The following is a 21,804-nucleotide window of genomic DNA, read 5'->3' as shown; positions in this document are numbered from 1 at the left end:
AGGGCGTGACGACACGGCCGTTGGTCTGGGCGCCCAGACGCTGATAGCCGGCGTCACGGCCGGACCGTCGGCCAGGTGGAGTCGGCGTCGGCGTCGGCGGACCAGTCCGACAACTGGTCCTCCCCCGACGCGACATCGGCGAGGACCAGATGTGGGTCATCGAGCCGGAACCGGCGCGCGGCGCCCCCCTACCGTCCGGCGTCAGCGAGGCCGCCGGCAAGCAACGGGTACGTCGACTCGTGGGCCGGCAGCCAGGCCACCAGCCCCGTCCGGTCGAACCGGCAGCGACGAGCAGGGCGCGCGCCGGGCTGCTCAAGCTCACCGAGGAGGTCGGCGAGGTCGGACACCGGTCATCCCAGACCTGAGCGTCGAAGTCGAGGACGCCGTGTGTGCGGCGATGACAGATCGCGGCGCCGAGATCGTCCACCCGCTGAGCGACGGCGAGTGGGGCGTGCGCCACTTCTTCGTCCGCGACCCGAACGGCCGCGTGGTCAAAGTCCTCAGCCGCCTCCCAGCCCTCCCGCCGCAGCGCGGCTGCCGGTCCATTCCCCGCCACCGCCCGAGCCGTCCCTCAAGGACAGCGTGCCCGGCCCACAGCCGCGACCACCGTCACGGGCACTGTCAAGAACGCCGCCGACCAGAACAGGGAACGGTAGTCGTGCGCCTGAGCGGTGGAGGCCGCCAGCGCGGTGGCTGCCGCGCTGCCCACGTAAAGCGCGACGCCGAACAGGGCCACTCCCGTCGCGCGGGCCGCCGGGCACAGGTCCGTCGCCCACAACTGGACCGTGGAGTGCATGAAGGACCAGCCGCCCCCCAGGAGCAGGGCGACCACGACGAGCACCCCGGTGGACCGGCTGCAGCCGGCGAACAGGTACGCCAGTGCCATCTGCACCCCGCCGGCCACGATCAGGCCTGTCGGGGACCACCGTCCGACGAGCCGCCTGACCACCTGCGCCGCCGCCATGGAACCGACCCCGTACAGGGCCGCGACCGCGCCGGCCAGGGTGACAGGAGCTCCGTGCGCCTCCAGCGCCGGGGCCAGGTAGGTCAGAAATCCCAGCAGCACGGCCCCCTCCAGCAGCGCCACCACCATGACGTACCACTGCCACCGTGCCGACAGGACCACGCGGAACGGCGCCATCAGGCGGCCGGAGCGGGCCCGTTCGGGCTCGGGCAGTCGGCGCAGGGCCACCACCAGGCAGGCGGCGGGGACGCCAGGCAGCGCGAATACCAGCCGCCACGTGAACCAGTGCGCCAGCGCTCCGGCGACCACCGTGGCCATGGCGGTGCCCAGCGCGAACGCGGTCATCAGCGCGCTGAGGGAGCGCTGCCGTGTCGCGGCGGGTACCGTGTCGCCCACGTACGTCAGCGAGGTGGCGATGGAGGCGGCGAAGAACGCGCCGGCCAGGGCGCGGGCCACGACCAGCACGGGAGTGTCGGGAGCGAGGGCCGAGGCTACTGCGGCGAGCGCCGCGCCGGTCAGCGACACCCGCATCACCCTCACGCGGCCCCAGTGGTCGCTGGCCACCCCCCACACCGGCTGCATCAGCCCGTAGGCGAGGTAGTAGCCGCTCGCCGCCCACGCCACGGTGGGAAGCGGGGTTCCGAGTTGCCGGCCGATGAGCACCAGCATGGGTGCGACGCAAAAGCGGTCGAAGTTGCTGACGAATCCGGCGGTGCCCAACAGCCGCAGGGAGGACGCCGGCAAGGTCGCCGCGGGTGCCGGCACGGTGGTGACCACGAGGTGGAAGCCCCTTCCGAGAGGGTCCGACGAGGACGAGTGACATGGGGACCGGTCCCGGGCGGACACGGTCCCTCACCAGTTCAACAGCGGGACCTGCGGGGCGAAGACCGTTGGCTATTACCATCGGGCACAGCCTGCCGGTCCGGTATCGCGCCTGGTGACGGCAGCATCAGGAGAGGGCGCCCGCGTTCGGGCGGACGCCCACTGTCTCAAGGAGGGGCACGATGACGCGCGTCCGGCTATCGCCCCCGGACCCCTGCACCCCGCCCCCCGTGGACCGCGGTTCCCCGCAGGTCGGGGCCGGCCGCCGCTGCGGTGGCCGGCGCGCCCGCCGGTGAGCGCCGTACCCACGCCCCCGGCCGGGTCCTCCCGCCGCGAGCTTGGGGCTTTCCTGCGGTCCCGCCGCGAACGGCTCACGCCGGGGGACGTGGGCCTGCCGCAGGCCCCGGGCCGCCGGACGCCCGGGCTGCGGCGAGCCGAGGTGGCACAACTCGCCGGCATCAGCGTCTCCTGGTACACGTGGTTGGAGCAGGGCCGGGTGCGCACCTCGGAGCAGGTGCTGCGCGCGCTGTCGCGGGCGCTGCGGCTGGACGCCGCCGAAACCGCGCACGTCCTGTCCTTCGTACAAGATGGCGGGCCACCCGCCGACGCCCCCACCTGGGTATCACCGAACCTGCTCAGCCTGGTGCAGGCCATGACACCGCACCCGGCCGTGGTCCTCGACCCCCACTGGGATCTGCTGGCGTGGAACGCCGGGTACGCCGCGCTACTGACCGACCCGGCGCGGCTGCACCCCAAGCAGCGCAACCTCCTCTGGCTGGTGTTCCGCTGGCCGCCGGCGCGCACCCTGCTCGCCGACTGGGAACACGAGGCCCGTGCCCTGCTCGGCCAGTTCCGGTCACGTGCCGCTCGCCGGCCTGACGATCCGCGGTTCGCCGAACTCACCGACGAGCTGCTGTCGGACGGTGACGCGGCCCGCTGGTACGAGCGCCGGGAGACAGCCGGGTTCCAGCCCTCGGTCCGTCGCTTCCGGCACCCGGCCGTGGGCGAACTGCGCCTTAGGTACGTGAAGTTGGCCGCCGTGGACGAACCGGGCCACCACTTCCTGGCCTACCTGCCCGACGACAGGGACTCCGAGGACGCCCTGGAACGCCTACGGTCGGGTGATTAGGTACCGGGCACCGGTAGACGGCGTAGCCGAGCGCGGCGACGATCAGTGCGGCGACCAGTACCAGCAGCAGGACGAGGAGCAGAGCGAACGTGGGCATACGGTTCACCCACGGAAATCAGGTGCCTCCCAGGTTGGGGCGTTGCTCGCGCGGGTGGCTCCGTTCCCGGACCTACGGCTCACGCCGGGGGACATGGGCCTGCCGCAGGCCCCGGGCCGCCGGACGCCCGGGCTGCGGCGAGCCGAGGTGGCACAACTCGCCGGCATCAGCGTCTCCTGGTACACGTGGCTGGAGCAGGGCCGGGTGCGCACCTCGGAGCAGGTGCTGCGCGCGCTGTCACGGGTAGTGCGGCCGGACGCCGCCGAAACCGCGCACGTCCTGTCCTTCGTACGAACTCGCCGCCGTGCTTGGGTGGGCGCCCGCCATGCGGGGGGGGGCAGATCCACGGCACCAGAACGGAACAGGCTTGCGCGTCACCCCGTCCGAACGGAGCCGCCCCAGCACCTCGACGGGCAGGTCGGCGAGGAGATGGGGGATGCGGGGTGCGTCGTATCCGGCGTCGAGTACGACCAGGAGACCCGGGTCACTCTCCCGCCACTGGGCGGCGTGAATGAGACGTTCGACGACGTCGCGGATCTGATCGGTGGTGACTGCGGCCACGTCGGCGCCGGGCTCCAGCCGGATCGCGTCCAGCAGGGCCGTCCATGAGTTCCGGCCGGCCCAAGAGCGGCGACGATCGAGTAGGGCCGGCCAGGGACCATCTGGTGTTTGCCCAAACGGCCGAAGGTGTGACAGAAGGACCGGTCTGAGCTGGTGTCCGCGTCCGGCCGCAGCCACGCGGAGACGTCCACGGCCAGCACCGAGCGGCCGTCGCTAGCCCGGGCAGCGGCGCGCCCGCCAGAGCGCGACGAAGGCGGTCGACGTCGATCCGGCCTGATTGATCCCGGAGTACCCCGGAGTACAAGGCGCCGTGCCCGCACCGGTGTTCCGGCGCGAGCACCAGATCCACGAGGGTGCGGACCGGTCCGTCGGTGACAGCAGTGCGTCACATGTCGAACAGGGCATCCGCCCGCGATGTCAGGCGGGCGCTGAACGCGGGGGCGGCGGCGCCATGCTGGGGCGGCCTCGGCTTCTTCGACCGCCGATCATCCGGCCGCTGCCTTGCCCGCACCACCACCGAACCCGGACTCCAGATAACGGCGCAGGGCCTCCCGCCCACCCGGAACGAAGAGCCATTCCTCAACGACTTCAAGCAGTTCGTCCACGGTTATCCAGGCGTGCCAGGCGATCTCAACCGGGTCCGGCACCACAGCCTCCGACACGACGGCCTCATGCACCCCGAACCAGATGGGGCTAATCCCTGCCCGGCAAAGGAACTTGAAGAGGAACCGCACTGGCACACGAACGCCCAGCTCTTCAGTCAGCTCGCGGACTGCCGCCTGCCCATATGACTCGCCCACGTTCACGGCGCCGCCGACCATCACGTCGTAGTGGCCCGGGAACCGGGACATCGTCTCGGCCCGTCGAAGCACCAAGATCCGCCCCTCGCGATCACGGCAGATCGTCGTCGCAATGCGATGCGGCCAGTTCTCACGCACCGCCTCATCCCGGTCGACGACTCCCAGCACGCGGTCATGCTCATCGACATGCTCAACCAGTTCACTCACGAAGGCACGATCTCAGCTCCCACTGACAACCCTGCCCGACGAGCTTGAAACCTTCTCCAGCGCGGAGCACGGGCGCATTCCTGTTCCTGACCGCTGAGGCCGGACGGTCCTCTACGATCCGGTGCATTGCGTAGCGTGCCAACTCGTCGTCAGTACGCCCAAGGCAGACGGACCGCCTCGATTTCACTGTCGTTCAGCAATGCATCGATGAGGGCGGGGGCCGGCGACCTTGGTGGCCCACAGATCGCAGTCGGTGCACAGTACCCACGAGCAGTCATCTGCCCAGAGGTTGGATGCCGAGGCGCGCCTCGAACGCCACCGCGCAGCGCACCAGCCGGCGCATCATGCGCACCCCGGCCAACAAGACGCAGACGCCGGCGCCCGTACGCGATCCGGACTGGATCGCCAACCGCACCCGGACAGACAAGTAAGGCACCCCGTGAGCGCCGAGCCGACGCGTACCGCCAGAAGCCGGCCCGCACTGTCGGAGCAGGTAGGACAGCTCCCGGACGGTCCCTCGCCTGCTCAACCTCTCGGACTGGGACGAGAAGGCATTCCGAGACGACATCCGTGACTTCGGCGTGCAGACCATCGGCAGCCCTTGTGCGAGTTCGACCAGCCCTCCTGGGGTGTGCGGCCCGTGGCGTATATACACCACCCCATGGAGGCGCCGGTCCAACGATCCCTTCCGGCCCAATACGGAGCCACAAGGCCGGAAGGGATCACACTATGCCTTGTCGATGAAGAACTTTTCGTCGCCGCCGCCGTTGGCGTTGTACTGGCAGTTCACCGTTCCACCGGGGCCGGTGGCGGCGGTGACCCCGCTGCCGGTCACCAAGCGCAGGAAGATGTTCGTGAAGGTCGCCGACTCGAAGGAGAACGAACCGTCGCTCTGGGCGCGCGCACGGAACTTCTCGTAGGGGCCGATGAAAGACTGACAGTTGACCGTACCCCCGCCGCTCATGTTGGTCGGGACCCCGCTGCCGTCCATGCGCAGGAACACGTTGGGGAAGGCCACCGACTCGAACGCGTACGAGCCGTCGGCCTGCGGCCGGACCTTGAACGTGGTCCAGGCGCCGGTGCCGTACTGACAGTTGACCTTACCGCCGCCGGGATCGCTGGGGGCGGTCACGCCAGTCCCGTCCATACGCAGGTACACATTCGGGTAGTGCGTCGACTGGATCGTGATCGGAGTGTCTCCGAGCTTCGCGAGGTCGGCTTCCGATAAAGCCATGTTGGCCGTTCCTTCCGTCTGGAGATATCGCGGACGAGATGGATGAGCGCCGTCGCCGTCACATTTCGCAGCGCTGATGTGATGGCAAGGAAGAGGGACATTTCCGTTCAGCGAATACCGCGTCGCAGCGGGAAGCCTTCGGGTGAACCGAAAAGCCCTACCGGCTCCGTGATCGACTTCCCGTAGCCCGCCAAGGGAAAAGTCCGCCAAAGTGCGGGACGGCATGGAATACAGCAGCAACACATGCCCTGCCCCCCTTTTTCCTGCATTAGCAGGCCCCGCCACGGACTGTATGGGAGCGGGCACGCTCTGTCTACCCCGCGCTTCGGGCGGGGCGCCGGCTCACCCTGGTCACCGCCCATCCTGGCCGACCAACGCCCGGCGACTGGCGTGGTGTTCGACACCCTGGCCCACCCTGCGGCGGGCTTCCCCGACCTGCGGCCGCCTCCGTGCGCGCAGCGCCGCCAGGTCCTCGCGGAGAAGCTCGCCGACGTGGTGCGCCGATCGTGACGCTGTCGTCGGGTGGCAGTGTCGACCTCGATGGACAGCACCGACATCTGGTCCTGCGGGGCGGTGAGAACCAGGTCGGTCTGGGCTCCGCCCTTGCCGGGCACGTTCCACGTGCCGGTGGCGGGCGGCGACACCTCGGTCCCGTACGAGGCGATGGCGCCGGTGCCAGCTCGTGCGTCGACGGCGGCCTGGGCGGCCGTCTTGGCGTGCGGCGGGTCCACGGCGAGCTTGGCCATGTTCGGCTTCGGGCGCAGCATCGCCATCACGGTCTCGTTGACGGCCATCGGGTGGGAGGCCCCGGTGGAGCCCGCGCCGGGCGCGGTGGAGCCCCGCTACGGCGTCGGCACGCGCACGGTCGAACGCCTCATCGCCTAAGCCCGCGAACGTGGCCGCCGTCCACGGGTGCCCCGGGCCGGACGCGGCCAGGTGCTCGGCGATGGGGCGGGTCAGGGTACGGACTGCCTCTCCTGCTGGGAATCTCCGGCGCCAACATGCACGACAGCCTCGGCCTGGAACCGCTCGTACGCGGGATCCCGCCGATCCGGTCCCGGCGAGGACCTCGTCGACGGCGCCCCGGCAAGCTCCACGCGGACAGGGGCTACGACTACGACCACCTGCGGCGATGGCTCCGCAAACGCGGCATTCGCCACCGCATCGCCCGCAAGGGCATCGAGTCCTCAAAGCGGCTCGGCCGCCACCGATGGGTCGTCGAGCGGACCGTGTCCTGGCTCGCCGGCTGCCGGCGACTCCACCGACGATACGAGCGAAAGGCAGAACACTTCCCCGCCTGCGCCGGCATCACCGCAGCCCTCATCTGCCACCGCCGCCTCACCAAATAAAACGACGTCTTAACATGAGCACGCCACGCGCAGCGTGGCCCGGGGGACTCCGTCGTAGTCACATGCCTGTTCTCCCCCGGAGATCTCCACGGGGAAAGAAACTCATGCGTCGCAATTCCATAGCCGTTCACGGGGTCCTGGCCGCCGTACTGGGCGTCACGCTCACCGCCTGCGGCGGCGGCCAAGGCGGCTCGACGGCCGTTCCCGCCCCCTCCGGGGCGAAGACCGCGGGCGGGCAGGCCGGCCCGAGCCAGAGCCCGAGCCCGAACGCCACGTGGGGCCCCGCGCTGGCGCTGGGGCAGCCGGCGCCGAATCTCATCGAGGGCACCGACGGCGGAACTTTCCAGGTGACCGTGCAGAAGATCGTCAAGGGCGGCCCGAAGCAGATGAAGGCGGGCTACTACGACCAGCACCCCGAACTGGGCGACACCCCCTACTACGTCTTCGCAACGTACACCCTGAAGGAAGGCAAGCCGGACCACCCGAACGCCAACCTCAACCTGCCCATCCACATCCTCGACGAGAAGGGGAACGAGGCGGCCCAGAAGCCGGTCATCGTGTCCGGCTTCGAGGAGGGCGGCTGCCCCGTCGGCGAGGTCTACCTCGGCTGGGACATCGGCGAGACCCGCACCCAGTGTTCGGTATGGATCGGCTCCACCGCCAAGCCGCCCGCCCGGCTGGTCTGGAATGGCAAAGACGCGCGGACGCCTGCCGAGTTCATGAAGCTGGACAGCTGGAAGTGGAGCACCCAGTAGTCACCCGGCAGTTCAGGAGGAACCCCCGCCGGTGAGGGCGGTTTCCAGGGGTCGCCGCAACACGTGGTCGTGTTGATCAGGCTGCGAACAGTTTATGCAGTCGCTCGGCTGGGGTTTCCCAGCCGAGCGTTTTGCGTGGCGGCCGCTGAGTTCGGTGGCGACGGCAGCGAGGTGCTCGCGGCTGTGGACCGACAGGTCAGCGCCCTTGGGAAAGTACTGCCGTAGCAGGCCGTTCGTGTTCTCGTTCGATCCGCGTTGTCAGGGACTGGCGGGGTCGCAGAAGTAGATCGGAGTGTCGGTGGCGAGGGTGAAGGAGCCGTGGGAGGCCATCTCAGAGGGCGGTTCGTGAGTCTTTGAGTGTTTCTGTTGTCGCCTGATGGTGTGGGGTGGGGGCGGAAACTGCTGGTTCGCTGCCGGTGGTCTGTTGGGGTGGCGGGGTGAGTGAACGCAAGCCGTACCCGCGTGACTATCGGATGGGCAGTGGCCGTTGATCGAGCCGGTCATCACAGCCTGGAAGGACCGGCACCGCTCGGTCAGCGGCCACCAAGGCGCCTACGCCATGGGGAGATCGTGAATGCGATCCTCTACCAGGGCCGGACCGGCTGCCAGTGGGCCCACCTCCCGCACGACCTGCCACCGAAGAGCGCGACGTACTACTACTTCGCCGCCTGGCGCGACGACGGGACCGACCAGGTCATCCACGAACTCCTTCGCTGTCAGGTCCATGAGAGGGCCCGTCGATTAGAGGATCAGACCCTGGTGGTGCCCGTCTTCCGGGCGATCGCGAGGTGTTCGAGGTGCGTCTCGGCCTTGGCGTCTGCGCGGTGAGGCAGGCGTGGGCGGCCATGGCGAGGGTGATGTGGCGGTGCCAGCCGGGGTAGCGGCGGACCTGGTAGTCGTCCAGGCCGCATTCCTGTTTCGCGGTCTGGAAGCATCCCTCGACGGGGCCCACCGGCTGCCCGCGATACGGATCAGCTCGTCGAGGGTGGTCTCGGCCGGGCAGTAGGCGATGTAGTAGGAGGTCTGCTGAGGCCTGCTGACGCTTCGGCGGGCGATCACCCGGTGCCGGCGGTCCTCACGATGCCAGGGCTTCACCTCGACCCTCGCCCAGTCGCCGTCCAAGACCTCGTCCGCGTCCCAGTCACATCGGTTCAACAGGCCAAGGCGATGGTCCGCCGGGCGGTCGCGGAGAAGATTCCGTTCCGGTGGGTGACCGCGGACGCCGCCTACGGCTCCCGCTCCAGCTCCGAGCGCCAGCCCTTGGAGAAGCGGGGGCCGTGGGCGCCGTTGCCGCAGGAACGACGCTTCCACTTCTGCCGCGGCAGGCCGGGGAACAGGTCGTGAACCGGGTGGTCGATCGCCCAGCGGGTGACGACGGTGTCGTGCCGGGTGGTGGCCATGACGTGGAAGACATCCGCCACCACACCAACGAGCAGCCTGGCCACCAGCCACGCCAAACGCCGTTGCAGTACTAAGTCGGGGCCGTGTGGATCGCCTTCAGGGCCGGGACCAGCTTCGGGTGGTCCCGCGACGACGAGAGCCTGAGCGAGGCTCTCGTCAGGTGGATCACGCACGTTTGGACGGTGGTTTTGGGTAGGTCGCAGTCACAGCGTCGGGCAGGCCCTTCAATCCGTCACAGACCACGATGCAGACGTCCTCGATGCCCCGATTTCGCAGCTCGGAGAGCACCGCCATCCCTGTGGTGGCGCCTTCGCCTTCGGAGCCGACCCATAAACCGAGGACGTCTTTGCGGCCGTCCATGTCGACGCCGACGGCCAGGTAGACCCGTTCAAGACGCCTCAGCCGAGACCTCCCTGCATCACCCGTCCACAACCTGCCGGGGCAATACATCTGGATGGCGCCGCCGCCACCAAGCTGGAGTACCAGACGCGGACCATGTAGGCGATCCCGGAAGTTGCGACCGCCCTGCTCGCGGACGCGGTCGTGGACGGTCGAAGACCGCGTCAGGTGCCCCGAATACCGACCGCCAGCGTCAGTTCAAGGACCCGGTGCGGCGACTCGAGATCCGGAAACAGCTCCCGCAGCTGCGACATCCGGTACCGGACGGTCTGGGGATGGACGAACAACGCCGCCGCCACCTCGTTCCGCCTGCCATGGTGCAGCAGCCACGCCCGCAACGTCTCCTCCAGCCGCCGCGCGGTCGCGACAGGCAAGGTCTGCAACGGTGCGAGGGCTCGGGCACGCAGGTCTGCGAACGCGTCCGCGTCGGCGCTCAACACCAGCTCGGGCAAGTGGTCCTCGGTGTCGCGGATATCAGAGGAGAGGGAGCGCGCGCGGACGGCTCGTGCGTACGATGCGGACGCACGAGTCCATGGCCGGGCCGGACCGACCACGGCGGTGCGGTCGGTCAGCTGTCTCAAGAGATGTGGTCGGTCGGCATCGGGGACGAGCAGCACGCCGAAGGCGTCCGGCAGATCGTCGAGGACGAGGGTGCTCGGGTCGAGCGCGCGGGAGGCGGGCCGGGCCTGAGCCGCGGGCAGCAGGACCGCGGTCAGCGAAACCGGAGGCTGCCACCCGGCCCGTTGGGCAGAGGCCCGCAGCACGTCCGGGCTCGCGCCGGCGAGGATGTCACGGACCAGTTGTTCCAGGTGGCGCTCATGGGCCCGGCCCTGGGCGGCCAGTTCGTCGGCGTGGCCCGCGGCGCTCGCGGCGGAGAGCTCGTCGATGTAGGCGAAGGTCAGCTCGGCGAACTTGGCGACCTCGGCGGCGGGCAGACCTGCGGGTACGGCACCTGCGGCCAGGCATCGCCAGGCCACGCGGGCGCCGACGCGGTAGGCGCTGAGCAGGGCGTCCATCGAACGGCCATCGCGGACCTCGCCGCGGCCCAGCTCGTAGGCTGCGTCACCGGCGTCGCCGCCCGTGGCGTTGCCACTCGCGAGGTTCAGGTAGTGCCCCAGAGCGGTGCGGACGGCTCGGCGGATGGTGCCGCCCATGCGACCCGAAAGGGCGTTGGCGTAGGAAGGGACCTCGTCGATGATCGCCTGGACGACCTCGTCGGCGGTGGCCTTCAGCGCGGCCCGAAGGGCGGTGACCGTCGTCTCGTCCAGGGCCAGGTCGGTGGCCCTCCGAATTGCATGGCTCATCTTTTGTTTCCTGCGAACAATACAGCCGATCAGTTTTACGTCCTGCGGACAGGACTTTACGCCCTAAGGCGCATCAAGCTGGAGTCATGACGAGTGCAGCCCTCCGCAGTAGGGCGTGGAAACTGCTGGAGATGGTCACGACGCCGGTGCTGCCGTCGGACTACCTCGACCTGGTCAGCCCGCTTCGTGCGGGCGCCGACCTGCGTGGGCGCATCGAGGCCGTGCATCCGGAGACGGGTGACGCCGCGACCGTCGTGATCAGGCCGGGACGGAGCTGGCGCGGCCACACAGCCGGTCAGTACGTGCGGATCGGGGTCGACGTCGACGGGGTGCGCCTGTGGCGTGCCTACTCGGTCACCTCGCCGACGAACCGCCGGGACGGCCGCATCACGATCACCGTGAAGGCAATCCCGGACGGCAAGGTCAGCAATTACCTGGTCCGCAGGGCGAAACCGGGCACGCTGATCCAGCTCGACCAGGCGACCGGAGACTTCGTACTGCCGCAGGTCAAGCCCGCCAAGGTGCTCTACCTGACGGCCGGCAGCGGTATCACGCCGGTGATGGGCATGCTGCGCGACACCGAGTTCGACGACGTCGTCATGGTCCACTCCGCGCCACGGCCGCAAGACGTGATCTTCCGCAACGATCTGCACGACCTGGTCGCGGACAAAAAGCTGCGTCTCACCGAGCTGCACACCGACACTGACGGCATGCTCGACATCGCGCGTCTCGACGAACTCGTGCCGGACTGGGCCGAGCGCGAAACCTGGGCTTGCGGGCCCGCGGGCTTGCTCGACGCCGCCGAAGAGCGCTGGACCGATCACGGCGTCCAGGAGCGCCTGCACACCGAACGCTTCCGCCCCGGCATCGTCGTCGCCGCCGACGGTGGCGGTGGCGAGGTCACGTTCAGCACCACCGGCAAGACCGTCGACGCGGACGGCGCCACGCCGTTGCTGGACGTCGGCGAGGAGGCCGGCGTGCTCATGCCGTCCGGGTGCCGCATGGGCATCTGCTTCGGCTGCGTCACGCCGCTCAAGGCGGGCGCCGTCCGCGACCTGCGCACCGGTGAGATCACCGAAGCCGAGCCGGGCGTCCTCATCCAGACCTGCGTGTCCGCCGCTGCGGGCCCCTGTGACATCGAACGGTAGGAGCACCTTGACCGCCATCGACCCCACCGCCCACCTGACCGCGGAGCAGATCGAGGAGCTCGGCCGCGAGCTGGACGCGATCCGCGACGAGGTGATCGCCGGCCGCGGCGAGAAGGACGCCGCATACATCCGTAGGGTCATCGCGGCGCAGCGCAAGCTGGAGTTGGTCAGCAGGGGCGTGCTGCTGTTCTCGATCTTCCCGCCCGCGTGGCTGATCGGCACCGCCGGTCTGTCCGTGGCGAAGATCATGGACAACATGGAGATCGGCCACAACATCCTGCACGGCCAGTGGGACTGGATGCGGGACCCGAAGATCCACTCCACCACCTGGGACTGGGATCACGTCTCGCCGGCCGAGCAGTGGAAGCACTCGCACAACGAGCTGCACCACACGTACACCAACGTGATCGGCAAGGACAACGACCTCGGCTACGGCATCATGCGTGTCGACGAGGACCAGAAGTGGAGCCCGTTCCACCTCGGCCAGCCGCTGTGGAACTTCATCAACGCCTGCTTCTTCGAGTACGGCATCGCCGCCTACGACCTGGAACTCGGCAAGAACCTGCACAAGAGCCGCCGCAAGACCCCGGAGTTCCGCGCGCGGGCCAAGGCCGTGGGCCGCAAGATCCGCAAACAGGTGCTCAAGGACTACGTGATCCACCCGCTGCTGTCGGGCCCGTCGTTCCTCACCACGCTCGCCGCCACGTTCACCGCGAACCTGGTTCGCAACCTCTGGACCCACTCGGTGATCATGTGCGGGCACTTCCCCGAGGGCGTGCAGGTCTTCGAGCGCCGGTCGATCAGAGGCGAGACGCGCGGCCAGTGGTACCTGCGCCAGATGATGGGCTCGGCGAACATCAGCGGCAGCAAGGCCATGCACTTCATGACCGGCAACCTGTCGCACCAGATCGAGCACCACCTGTTCCCGGACCTGCCGAGCAACCGGTACGCCGAGGTCGCGGTGAAGGTGCGCGCGTTGTTCGAGAAGTACGAGCTGGAGTACGTCACCGGGCCGCTGCCCAAGCAGGTGTTCTCCGCGTGGCACAAGGTCTTCCGGCTCTCGCTGCCGAACAAGAAGCCCAAGGTCAAGACGCCGGACCGCGAGCAGGAGCTCGTCGCGGCCTGATTCCCGGTATCGGTTCAGACCTTCCGGCCGTACCGGCGGCACCGCCGGTTTCGGTGATATCCGTTGCGGACGGCGGGCGACCGCGACAGCGGACCGTACGACACGGGGTCCGGGGCAGCCCGGTGGCCGGGCCGGGCGATGGCCGGTCCCGCCGCTTAGCCGGAAACAAACCACGCGGGCAGGGCCCGACCGGCGCGCGCCGGTTGGGCCCTCTGCGCTGTTCGGGTGTCGGCTCGCGCCCGACCCTGTCTGTCAGACGGTCACCGGGACACCGAGCATCGCGGAAGCCTGCTGGAGCGGGCTGAGGACGCGCGTGGGCACGGCGGCCCGGGGAAGGCCACGGCAGGTGAAGCCGAGCTGGCTCATGGCACGGAGGACTTCGCCGATGCTGAAGTCGCGACGGTCCTGGCCGGTGATGACCTGCCCGACCTGCTTGACGGGGTAGGTGCGGCGGCCGATGATCACGGACTCGCCGATAACCTGCTCGGGCTTGATGCCCTTCATCGAAGCCAGGACGCCGCTCTTGGTCAGGTCGAACGGGAAGCGGGCGATGACACAGCGCATGATGCCTCACTGGAAGAAGTAGGGGACGGTTGTGCCGCGGTGAGGCAGCTCAGCGGGCCAGGGCAAGAACGCCCAGAGCGCTGCCTTGTCCTTCGACGACGGGCAGGGCATCGGCCCTGCGGTAGCGCATGGCGTGCTCGGCCTCGGCCATCGTCGTCACCGACGAGGCCCCCGGACCGTGATCGCCCAGGACTTCGCGCAGCCGGACCCGGTCCGTGTACGCGGAGCTCTCGCGGACGGCTGCGAGCCGGGCCAGGGTGACCAGTCCCGTGCCCAGGCCGTCCTGGTCGCAGACGAGGAGGTGCCCGGCACGGGCACTGGCCATGACGGCCAAGGCGACCTCGACGGTCATGTCGTCACAGACCTGCGGTCCGGCCGCGTCCATGGCGTCGGCGACCGTCCGGTCGGCGGGATGGGCACTCGCCGAGCGGGCTTGCATCTGCACCAGCGTCACAACGTGCCTCCTGCCGAGATGGATCAGCTTGCGGATCATGCGGTGATCAGGCCGCCGCATCGAAGGCGAACTGCCCCACGCTCACGCGCCGGACCGTCGAAGCGGGCCTACGCCTGCCACGGGAGCCCGCGCCGCGCTTGGCGCGTTCGACAACCGGCGCGGTGATGACGACCGGGATGCCGGAGGGGGCCTGGGCGCCGGTGATCCGGTTCAGGGCTTCCTCGCCGGCGCGGACCTGGGTGGTTTGGGGGACGATGCCCGCAGCCTGCATGAGGCGGGTCATGTCGCGTCGCTGGTTCGGGGTGACGAGGGTGACCACGCTGCCGGACTCCCCGGCGCGGGCGGTGCGGCCGCCGCGGTGCAGGTAGTCCTTGGGGTCGGTCGGCGGGTCGACGTTGACGACGAGGTCGAGGTTGTCGACGTGGATGCCGCGCGCCGCGACGTTCGTGGCGACCAGGACGGTGACGTGGCCGGACTTGAACTGCGTCAGGGTCCGGGTGCGCTGCGGCTGGGACTTCCCGCCGTGCAGGGCGGCCGCCCGTACGCCGCTGCTGAGCAGGTGCTCGGTCAGGCGGTCCACGGCGTGCTTGGTGTCCAGGAACATGATCACCCGGCCTTCGCGACCGGCGATCTCGGTGGTGGCCGCGTGCTTGTCGGCGCCGTGCACGTGCAGCACGTGGTGCTCCATCGTGGTGACCGCCCCGGCCGACGGGTCGACCGAGTGCACGACCGGATCGGTGAGGTAGCGGCGCACCAGCAGGTCGACGTTGCGGTCCAGGGTCGCGGAGAACAGCATCCTCTGCCCCTGCGGCCGCACCTGGTCCAGAAGCGCGGTGACCTGCGGCATGAAGCCCATGTCGGCCATCTGGTCGGCCTCGTCCAGCACCGTGATGCCGACCTGGTTCAGCCGGCAGTCGCCGCGCTCGATGAGGTCCTTGAGCCGCCCGGGCGTGGCGACGACGACCTCTGCGCCGCCGCGCAGGGCGCCTGCCTGTCGACCGATGGGCATGCCGCCGACGACGGTGGCCAGGCGCAGCTTCACCGCACTGGCATACGGGGTCAGCGCCGCGGTGACCTGCTGCGCGAGCTCGCGGGTGGGAACGAGGACCAAGGCCAGGGGCTGCCCGGGCTCGGCGCGGTGCCCCGCCGTACGGGCCAGCAGCGCCAGGCCGAAGGCGAGGGTCTTACCCGAGCCGGTACGACCGCGGCCGAGCACGTCGCGGCCGGCGAGGGTGTTGGGCAGCGTCGCGGCCTGGATCGGGAACGGCGCGCTCATGCCTTCGGCTCCCAGGGCGGCCAGCAGCGGGGCCGGCATGTCCAGATCGGCGAAGCCTTCGACGGCGGGCAGCGCGGGAGTGAGCGTCTTCGGCAGGGCGAACTCGCCCTGGATGGCGGCGGGACGCCTGCCGCCATAGCCCGAACGGGCGGGCGCGCCGGAACGCGCGGCGCGAAGGGCGCCACTCCGGCCGCCTCCGGTACCGGCGCGGGAATAGCGGTCGTTCGTCCGAGTGGTGCGGTTCATGCGGAACCTTCCTCGATGCGGCACGTATCGAGGAATTCCCATGGCGGGTATTCGCGAGAACGGGCCGAAGAAAGACAGGGCAGAGCCGTGCCGCGAAAGTGGCGGACGGGCCTTGCGGGCGGGAGTGCCGCGTAGTTGCGTCAAAGAGGCCGCGGAAACGGCGAACGCCTTGCGGGCGGGGGGCGGGGCGGGCGTCGTATGGCGACGTATCCGCCGGGCCGGACAGTGCGGAGGGTCGGCGCGAGGCGTCGTCACCAGTCACTTACGCGAAACCGTCGGGATCCGACGTCGCGTGGGGGAAAAACAACGAGCTGGGGCCCGCACCCCAAGGTGCGGGCCCCAGCTACGTGTACGCGTCAGCGTCAGGCGGGAACGATGTTCTCCGCCTGCGGGCCCTTCTGGCCCTGCGTGACGTCGAAGTTAACCTTCTGGCCTTCCTGAAGCTCGCGGAAGCCGGAAGAGGCGATGTTCGAGTAGTGCGCGAAGACGTCAGCGCCGCCGCCGTCCTGCTCGATGAAGCCAAAACCCTTTTCCGCGTTGAACCACTTCACGGTGCCAGATGCCATATGAATCTCCTTTGGGGCAGTGCCCGGAATCACACTGTGTGGTTCCGGAGTCGCCGCGATGATTGCCCCGACCGGAAAATCGGCGAAAATGCAAAGCGTCTCCAGCGGGCGAAAAAGCCGACGAGAGAAGCGCCTGAATTCTGGGAACCAAGACTGCAACTAAGATCGACAGTAGCATGTCGGAGCCGCCTCCGCACGCAACGCATTCCACTCAGTTCCTTGCGATAAAAACCCTCACCTTTAGCCGCAGTAAACTCTGGCCTGGCCGTCACAGATCTGATCCGCCGCGCGCAGCAGGTGCCAGAGCCGAGCGCTCCCTGCGCACGAGCCCGACCGGTCACCGCCCAGAAGCGGTGTGTCCCGTTGTCGAGGGAAGCGAGGCGTCCGCGAGATCGGCGCCGGTGGCGGCGTCGCGCCGTGACTGGGCGAGACCGTGCCAGTCCAGGCACATGACGGTCGCGTCGTCCTCCAGATGGCCGTTGCCGGCGTCGACGATCGCCCCGATGAGAGTGCGGGCGGCCTCTCGGGGATGCAACTCCCGGGTGCGCAAGATCAGGTCGGACAAGTCCACGGTGTCGGCGTTGCGTTCCAGCATGCCGTCCGTCAGCATCACGAGCCGGTCACCGGGCCGCAGGTCCAGCGACTGCACCCGATAGGTACGCGGGCTCAGGACACCGAACGGCAGATCGATTTCCGGAACGATCTGGGTCACTTTCCCGTCTCGCATCCGCAGCGGCCAGGGGTGCCCGGCGTTGATGAACTCCGTGGCACCGTCGAGCAGGCTGATTCGCAGCAGCTGACCGGTGGCGTAGCCCTCGCGGCCGTGCTCGCGCATGGCCTGGTCGGCCTGGCGGGCCTGCTCCAAGAGATCCGCGCCCGCCCGCCGGGCCCTGCGCAGTGCGCCCACCACCAGGGTGGCCAGCAACGAGGCGGCGACGTCGTGCCCCATGGCGTCGGTGACGGACAGTTGAACGGTATCCCGGTCGACCACGTAGTCGAAGGTGTCCCCTCCGACATGGTCGGCGGGCTCCAGCGCCCCGGCGACCGCGAACTGCGCCGCCTCACAGGTCAACGAAGCCGGGAGCAGCCGGTGCTGGATCTCCGCGGCCAGGTTGAGCGGGCGGGTCCGCCTGCCCCACTGGTAGACGTCGGTGAAGGAGCGGTTGGCGATGACGATGTAGGCCAGCGCGTGCGCCGTCTCACTGATCTCCCGCATCACCTCCGCCGTCGGGGGCGTGGGCAGGAACAGTTCCAGGAGTCCGATGGCGTCCCCACGGTTGGTCACGGGAGCCACCACCCGGACCGTGCCCGCGCCTGCGTCCTGCACGCTTGGCCGCTGGCTGCGGATCACGTCGTCGTACAGGGTGCCGCGCAACGTGATGCGCTGGGCGGGCTCGCCTGTTTCGACGCTGCCCGCGCCCCCCAGCCGAACAACCGAGCTACCGGTGAAGTCGGTGATGAGGAAAGAGACCGATCCCGCCCCGAGGCGCTCCTTGAGCATGCGCGCAACCACATCCAGGGACTCCACCGGCGGCGCGGCCTCCGCGGCCGCCAACGTCCCCGCCAGCGTCATCGCCGTACCCGCACGGCTATTGCCGTCCGGGGAAAGACGGAAGGGCGGCCCGCCATTCCCGCCTGACTCCCACGCCGTCACAGAACCCTCCACCTCGCTCGTTGCCGCGTCAGCACCGTGAAGCCTTGGCGCCGGAGTCACATTGCACCACGGAGAGTGCCCGGATCCGCCGGCAGTGGTTCGCCAGCCCTACCACACCGTTGCACGCAGGGTCGCCCTTTGCGCCCCTCCCTTCATCCTCGTCCGCGATCAGCAGAGCCAGTCACGCGGTATCCCGGTCCCGGACCTCAGAGCCGTGCTGTTCGGTGTTGAACACCTGCGCCTTGGCGAGCTGATCTTCAAGGATGACCATGCGGCACGCGGCCTCGATCGGAGTGCCCTGGTCGACGGGCTCCCGGACGCCCGGAGTGAACACGGCAAGGGGACCGGGGGCCTCCCCCGCCAACGCATCATCCCGAAGGCTGACTCAAGGCTCCCCCGTGCAGACGGCGGTACCACCTCGGGGATGACGACCAGCCGGCGGGGACCGAAGAAGCTGATGCCATGACAGCGATCGACGGACCTCGCCCGACCACGACTGCGCACGGCACCGAACTGCCGGTCCCACCATGGGCTTCCATCACCGCCCATGCGATCCCTTTGCTGCTGCCGCCCCAGTGCTTGTGGCGGATACCGTTCGCCTTCGGCTTTGAGATGGGGCTGGACGTGGACGGGGCGACGCCGTCGTCGTTGTGGGTGTCCGTCCCCTACGTCTTCGGGCTCAGCTTGATCACGGAAGGGTTGGCGCTGCTGTCCCTCGGATTGGTGCGCGGATGGGGCGAGGTCGCCCCCGCACGGCTACCGTTCATCGGCGGGAAGCGGATCGCTCCCTGTGCGGCGATCATCCCCGCCACCCTCGGCGGCCTGGGCGCGACCGCGTTCTGGGCACCCGTGCTGCTGAGCTGGTTCGGTGTGGGTGACGCCGCCCGGTTCAGCAGTGGCGGCCGGCAGACACTGGCCCGCCTCTGCGTCACCCCCGGGATGCTGTGGGGTCCGCTCGTACTGGTGCTGACCTACGCCTACTACACACGCCGCTGCCGCCCCCCGACGTAACTCACGATTGGGGAAACGGGTTGCTCGTCTGGCGCAGGTGGGCGTCGATCAGGGCGCAGGTGGCTTCTGGCTGTTCGATCTGCGGAAGGTGGCCCGCCTCGGGTATGACTTCGAGTCGGCCGTTGCCGAAGGCTTCGGCGTACACGGCGCCATAGGCCGGGTTGACGATTCGGTCGCTCTCCCCCCAGATCAGGAGGGCGGGCGCCTGGACACGTGCGAGCCTGCGCAGCAGCTTGGGGTCGTGCATGTAGGGGTCGCCCGCGAGGGTTCGCATGGTGGCCATATTGGCCTGCCGGAGTGCGAGTTGGCCGGCTGGGATGCCTGTGGGATCGACGTAGTAGCGGTCCGCGTCATGCCAAGAGTGCTCCGCGACGCCACGGGCGTCGAGGGCGAAGAAGTCCGTGATCGGTTCGGTGTCGACACACACGCCGACGGCGTCGATCAGAACGAGGCCGGTGATGATCCCCGCGTTGTCGCGTACGGCCATCTCGGCTGCTGTCCAGCCTCCGAGCGAGGACCCGATGACGAGAACGTCGCGCAGTTGGCGGTCGTACAGGTGGTGCAGGTAGGCGAGGGCGAGGTCGTCGATCCCGGTGAGCCATTCGGGGCGGTGGGTACCGTCCCAGCCGGGATGCACGGGGGTGATGGTGTGTGCGATGCGGGAGAGGTGTTGGGCGAGGCCGGCGACGGTCGCGGGGCCTCCGCCGCCGTGCAGGATGAGGACCGGCTTGCCGCTTCCGGACTCGGACAGCGTGAGGGGCAGATCGGTGTATGCGGCTGATGTGTCTGTAGGCATGCCGCCACAGTAACTAAATATCTTTATATAAGCTAGCTTGGTCATGCCGTAGACTGGCTTCATGCATGGTGAGCTGCAAGAACTCGGCAGAGCGGTCAAACACGCCCAGTACCGACAGCACCGGGCCCTCGACAGCGCGCTCTCCGCCATCGGCACGACGCTGGCCCAGTGGGATGCCCTGCGTGCGATCAGCCGCTCACCCGGGGCATCCGCCCGCGAGTTGGCCGCAGCTACCTTTCAGACCGAGCAGGCCTTCGGAACGCTCGCCGGCCGCCTCACAGCCCAGGCCCTCGTAGAGCGCCGACCGGGGCCCGGCCGGCGCATCGAGCACCATCTCACTCCCGCCGGCGAGCAGGTCCTGGCGGCCGGCCACAAGGTCGCCGACAAGGTGCTCGCCGCCCACTTCTCGGCCTTGCCCGGCGCGGACCGCGCAACGCTGCTCGACCTGCTTCAGCGCCTCACCGCAGAACGAGACACCTAGACCCTCCGCAGGCACACCCATATGTGTTCCCACCCCTCCACCGTTGAGCGACCGCCTCGGTACAGCCCGAAGCAGACGGCTGGCGGTGCCCCGACCAGCCCACGTTCGCTGGGAGCCCCACGCCACGCCCGATCGGTTCCACTGCGGCGGGTGCCCAGCTTGCCATCACGGACAGCACTGCTCGACATAACCGGCCGGTCGGAACGCCGGTCGCGCCGGGAGTTCCATGCGGTATGGCTGCATGGATCGTTTTCGTCAAACGAGGTCGACTCGCCGGCTGCATAGCACTCGGCACAAGCGCTTGGTCCGGTACTACGGCACCGGCCACCACGGCGATGACGTCAGTCGACCCGACGTCACTCACCCGTAGGCCGCCTGGCCCGGACCCGGAAGCGGTCGATCTCTCCCGGTACGCTACGGCGCAGGCCTGCGGGGCTCTGCGATCACACCGCCCGCGGGCCGCCGATGCCCGTGCCCCAATCGTCGGACAGTGCGACGGCCGCCTTGATGCGCTTGCCTACCGGTTCTCGGTGTATCTCGAAGCTCCGGCACAGGGTCGTGACGATCTCCAGACCGTGCCGGCCTATCCGATGCGGGTCGGGGGCCTGGATGGTGGGCAGGGTCGGCTGGCTGTCCCAGACGCTCACCTCGACAGCGCCGTCGCACGCCTCCAACCCCAGCACGTACGGGCCCGGGGCATGCTTGCGGGCATTGGTCACCAGCTCGCTCACCACCAGCTCCACCGTGTCCGTCACCCGCTCGGACACCGGCAGCCCGTGCACCGTGGGCAGATCCGCCAGAAACGACAGAGCCAAGTCGCGGGCATCGGCGATCTTCTCATCACCGGCGAACACCGCGGACACCATCGATGAACGACCTGCCAGCAGTTGCCGGCCGTCTTCCTTCGCAGCCTGATACATACAGCCGTCCTTGCCCCAGTGACCTCGCCGACAGACTCGTCTGCCCGCGAAAGCGCCTCGCAACCACCGGTAACAGGCGAAGTTAAGATTGTCCCGGAGGACCGATTCACCCCGATCGGAAAAGGCCGCTGCAACGAGGAGCAGCGCGGGACGCGGCGACCAGGTTGCCTGCACGTATCGGCCGCCCAGGCCGCCCTGCGGCTCGCCGTCCCCTAACGCAAACTGCCGCGCCCGCCCGGTTGCCCGGTACGTGGCGGCCGCCCCGCACGCTCGGGGCCACCCTGGGCGGTGTGGATCCGATTCTCGACGAGCGGGAGCAGAACCGGTTCCGCAACACGGCCGCCGCACGACCACCCGGGGACAACGAAGCACGGGTCTGGCGGGTCGCCTGACGTGGCGGCGGTTCCGGTCGATCTTCAGGCCGCGGCCGGAGGGAACGGGGATTGGGCGGTGCGGCGGTATTCGGCGTTGATGCGCTTTGCTTCCTCGAGTTGGTCTTCGAGGATGACGATCCGGCAGGCCGCCTCGATCGGGGTGCCC

The 21,804-nt window shown here is 69.1% G+C and carries 21 protein-coding genes and 10 pseudogenes; 12 read left to right on the top strand and 19 right to left on the bottom strand.

What is annotated here, in order from left to right:
• Positions 1-188: 188 nt before the first annotated feature.
• Complete coding sequence (locus tag E6R62_RS39800; protein WP_168714190.1) at positions 189-347, bottom strand: hypothetical protein; 159 nt, start codon at positions 345-347, stop codon at positions 189-191.
• On the opposite strand from E6R62_RS39800, the pseudogene E6R62_RS41175 reads away from it, so the two are divergent.
• Positions 347-502, top strand: a pseudogene (locus E6R62_RS41175) (VOC family protein); the annotation flags it as partial. The gene E6R62_RS39800 and the pseudogene E6R62_RS41175 overlap by 1 nt on opposite strands.
• A 69-nt stretch (positions 503-571) precedes the next feature.
• Here the strand turns inward: E6R62_RS41175 and E6R62_RS26340 are convergent.
• A complete protein-coding gene (locus tag E6R62_RS26340) occupies positions 572-1,741 on the bottom strand; it encodes an MFS transporter (protein ID WP_240801905.1) in 1,170 nt (389 codons plus the stop codon).
• Between the two features lie 160 nt (positions 1,742-1,901).
• Here E6R62_RS26340 and E6R62_RS26335 point away from each other — a divergent pair, with 160 nt between their 5' ends.
• Together E6R62_RS26335 and E6R62_RS26330 are read left to right on the top strand one after the other, a co-directional pair.
• Entirely contained in the window at positions 1,902-2,915 is a 1,014-nt protein-coding gene (locus E6R62_RS26335; protein ID WP_306432472.1) for a helix-turn-helix domain-containing protein, read from the top strand.
• Positions 2,916-3,054: 139 nt separating this feature from the next.
• Positions 3,055-3,291 (top strand): annotated as a pseudogene (locus E6R62_RS26330) (helix-turn-helix domain-containing protein); the annotation flags it as partial.
• Positions 3,292-3,301: 10 nt separating this feature from the next.
• Here E6R62_RS26330 and E6R62_RS42070 read toward each other — a convergent pair.
• A pseudogene (locus E6R62_RS42070) lies at positions 3,302-3,994 on the bottom strand (transposase); the annotation flags it as partial.
• 64 nt (positions 3,995-4,058) lie between these two features.
• Positions 4,059-4,580: an NUDIX hydrolase gene (locus E6R62_RS26320; RefSeq protein ID WP_136215992.1), complete on the bottom strand. Its 522-nt coding sequence runs from the start codon at positions 4,578-4,580 to the stop codon at positions 4,059-4,061.
• Positions 4,581-4,873: 293 nt separating this feature from the next.
• Here E6R62_RS26320 and E6R62_RS39795 point away from each other — a divergent pair, with 293 nt between their 5' ends.
• Entirely contained in the window at positions 4,874-5,011 is a 138-nt protein-coding gene (locus tag E6R62_RS39795; RefSeq protein WP_168714188.1) for a hypothetical protein, read from the top strand.
• A 296-nt stretch (positions 5,012-5,307) separates the two neighbouring features.
• Here E6R62_RS39795 and E6R62_RS26315 read toward each other — a convergent pair whose 3' ends face one another.
• Positions 5,308-5,814 (bottom strand): hypothetical protein, encoded by a 507-nt coding sequence (locus E6R62_RS26315; RefSeq protein WP_136215991.1) that lies wholly within the window; start codon positions 5,812-5,814, stop codon positions 5,308-5,310.
• 540 nt (positions 5,815-6,354) lie between these two features.
• On the opposite strand from E6R62_RS26315, the gene E6R62_RS39790 reads away from it, so the two are divergent.
• The 3 genes and pseudogenes from E6R62_RS39790 (at position 6,355) to E6R62_RS26300 (ending at position 7,918) form a co-directional block, all read left to right on the top strand.
• Positions 6,355-6,699: a hypothetical protein gene (locus E6R62_RS39790; RefSeq protein ID WP_168714187.1), complete on the top strand. Its 345-nt coding sequence runs from the start codon at positions 6,355-6,357 to the stop codon at positions 6,697-6,699.
• An 80-nt stretch (positions 6,700-6,779) separates the two neighbouring features.
• Positions 6,780-7,163 (top strand): annotated as a pseudogene (locus E6R62_RS26305) (transposase); the annotation flags it as partial.
• 104 nt (positions 7,164-7,267) lie between these two features.
• The gene (locus E6R62_RS26300; protein WP_136215990.1) at positions 7,268-7,918 is read left to right on the top strand and encodes a hypothetical protein; all 651 of its coding nucleotides are present in this window, start codon (positions 7,268-7,270) and stop codon (positions 7,916-7,918) included.
• 76 nt (positions 7,919-7,994) lie between these two features.
• Here the strand turns inward: E6R62_RS26300 and E6R62_RS26295 are convergent.
• Positions 7,995-8,254: pseudogene (locus E6R62_RS26295) on the bottom strand (IS30 family transposase); the annotation flags it as partial.
• Between the two features lie 101 nt (positions 8,255-8,355).
• Here E6R62_RS26295 and E6R62_RS42065 point away from each other — a divergent pair.
• Positions 8,356-8,683, top strand: a pseudogene (locus E6R62_RS42065) (transposase); the annotation flags it as partial.
• Here the strand turns inward: E6R62_RS42065 and E6R62_RS26285 are convergent.
• From E6R62_RS26285 to E6R62_RS26265, 4 genes and pseudogenes are all read right to left on the bottom strand, one after another.
• Positions 8,613-9,031: pseudogene (locus tag E6R62_RS26285) on the bottom strand (hypothetical protein); the annotation flags it as partial. The pseudogenes E6R62_RS42065 and E6R62_RS26285 overlap by 71 nt on opposite strands.
• Before the next feature lie 155 nt (positions 9,032-9,186).
• Positions 9,187-9,336: pseudogene (locus E6R62_RS26275) on the bottom strand (IS701 family transposase); the annotation flags it as partial.
• Between the two features lie 148 nt (positions 9,337-9,484).
• Positions 9,485-9,679, bottom strand: a complete 195-nt coding sequence (locus tag E6R62_RS41165; RefSeq protein ID WP_240801902.1) for a transposase — start codon at positions 9,677-9,679, stop codon at positions 9,485-9,487.
• A 203-nt stretch (positions 9,680-9,882) separates the two neighbouring features.
• A complete protein-coding gene (locus E6R62_RS26265) occupies positions 9,883-11,022 on the bottom strand; it encodes a CdaR family transcriptional regulator (RefSeq protein ID WP_136215989.1) in 1,140 nt (379 codons plus the stop codon).
• Positions 11,023-11,108: 86 nt separating this feature from the next.
• Here E6R62_RS26265 and E6R62_RS26260 point away from each other — a divergent pair, with 86 nt between their 5' ends.
• Complete coding sequence (locus tag E6R62_RS26260) at positions 11,109-12,170, top strand: ferredoxin reductase (RefSeq protein ID WP_136215988.1); 1,062 nt, start codon at positions 11,109-11,111, stop codon at positions 12,168-12,170.
• Positions 12,171-12,177: 7 nt separating this feature from the next.
• Positions 12,178-13,296 (top strand): acyl-CoA desaturase, encoded by a 1,119-nt coding sequence (locus E6R62_RS26255; RefSeq protein ID WP_136215987.1) that lies wholly within the window; start codon positions 12,178-12,180, stop codon positions 13,294-13,296.
• Between the two features lie 252 nt (positions 13,297-13,548).
• Here the strand turns inward: E6R62_RS26255 and E6R62_RS26250 are convergent, their stop codons facing one another.
• The 6 genes and pseudogenes from E6R62_RS26250 to E6R62_RS26225 all read right to left on the bottom strand — a co-directional run.
• On the bottom strand, positions 13,549-13,860 hold the full coding sequence (locus E6R62_RS26250; protein ID WP_136215986.1) for an SCO5918 family protein: 312 nt from the start codon (positions 13,858-13,860) through the stop codon (positions 13,549-13,551).
• 49 nt (positions 13,861-13,909) lie between these two features.
• Positions 13,910-14,314 carry a CBS domain-containing protein gene (locus E6R62_RS26245; protein WP_136215985.1) on the bottom strand — a complete coding sequence of 135 codons (405 nt, stop codon included), beginning with the start codon at positions 14,312-14,314 and terminating at the stop codon, positions 13,910-13,912.
• Between the two features lie 46 nt (positions 14,315-14,360).
• Positions 14,361-15,836: a DEAD/DEAH box helicase gene (locus tag E6R62_RS26240; RefSeq protein WP_136215984.1), complete on the bottom strand. Its 1,476-nt coding sequence runs from the start codon at positions 15,834-15,836 to the stop codon at positions 14,361-14,363.
• A gap of 362 nt (positions 15,837-16,198) precedes the next feature.
• Entirely contained in the window at positions 16,199-16,402 is a 204-nt protein-coding gene (locus E6R62_RS26235; RefSeq protein ID WP_064071132.1) for a cold-shock protein, read from the bottom strand.
• A gap of 337 nt (positions 16,403-16,739) precedes the next feature.
• Positions 16,740-17,975, bottom strand: a complete 1,236-nt coding sequence (locus tag E6R62_RS26230; RefSeq protein WP_136215983.1) for a PP2C family protein-serine/threonine phosphatase — start codon at positions 17,973-17,975, stop codon at positions 16,740-16,742.
• Positions 17,976-18,237: 262 nt separating this feature from the next.
• Positions 18,238-18,372 (bottom strand): annotated as a pseudogene (locus E6R62_RS26225) (MerR family transcriptional regulator); the annotation flags it as partial.
• 146 nt (positions 18,373-18,518) lie between these two features.
• On the opposite strand from E6R62_RS26225, the gene E6R62_RS26220 reads away from it, so the two are divergent.
• A complete protein-coding gene (locus tag E6R62_RS26220; protein WP_136215982.1) occupies positions 18,519-19,067 on the top strand; it encodes a hypothetical protein in 549 nt (182 codons plus the stop codon).
• A 1-nt stretch (position 19,068) separates the two neighbouring features.
• Here E6R62_RS26220 and E6R62_RS26215 read toward each other — a convergent pair whose 3' ends face one another.
• A complete protein-coding gene (locus E6R62_RS26215) occupies positions 19,069-19,863 on the bottom strand; it encodes an alpha/beta fold hydrolase (protein WP_136215981.1) in 795 nt (264 codons plus the stop codon).
• Positions 19,864-19,924: 61 nt separating this feature from the next.
• Between E6R62_RS26215 and E6R62_RS26210 the strand changes: the two genes are divergently transcribed.
• Positions 19,925-20,344 carry a MarR family winged helix-turn-helix transcriptional regulator gene (locus E6R62_RS26210; RefSeq protein WP_136215980.1) on the top strand — a complete coding sequence of 140 codons (420 nt, stop codon included), beginning with the start codon at positions 19,925-19,927 and terminating at the stop codon, positions 20,342-20,344.
• Between the two features lie 443 nt (positions 20,345-20,787).
• Here the strand turns inward: E6R62_RS26210 and E6R62_RS26205 are convergent, their stop codons facing one another.
• Positions 20,788-21,264: an ATP-binding protein gene (locus E6R62_RS26205; RefSeq protein ID WP_240801901.1), complete on the bottom strand. Its 477-nt coding sequence runs from the start codon at positions 21,262-21,264 to the stop codon at positions 20,788-20,790.
• A 416-nt stretch (positions 21,265-21,680) separates the two neighbouring features.
• Positions 21,681-21,804: pseudogene (locus E6R62_RS41160) on the bottom strand (MerR family transcriptional regulator); the annotation flags it as partial.

Source organism: Streptomyces sp. A1136 (assembly GCF_004795055.1).
Lineage (GTDB): Bacteria > Actinomycetota > Actinomycetes > Streptomycetales > Streptomycetaceae > Streptomyces.
This window is presented reverse-complemented; position numbering and strand designations above follow the sequence as displayed.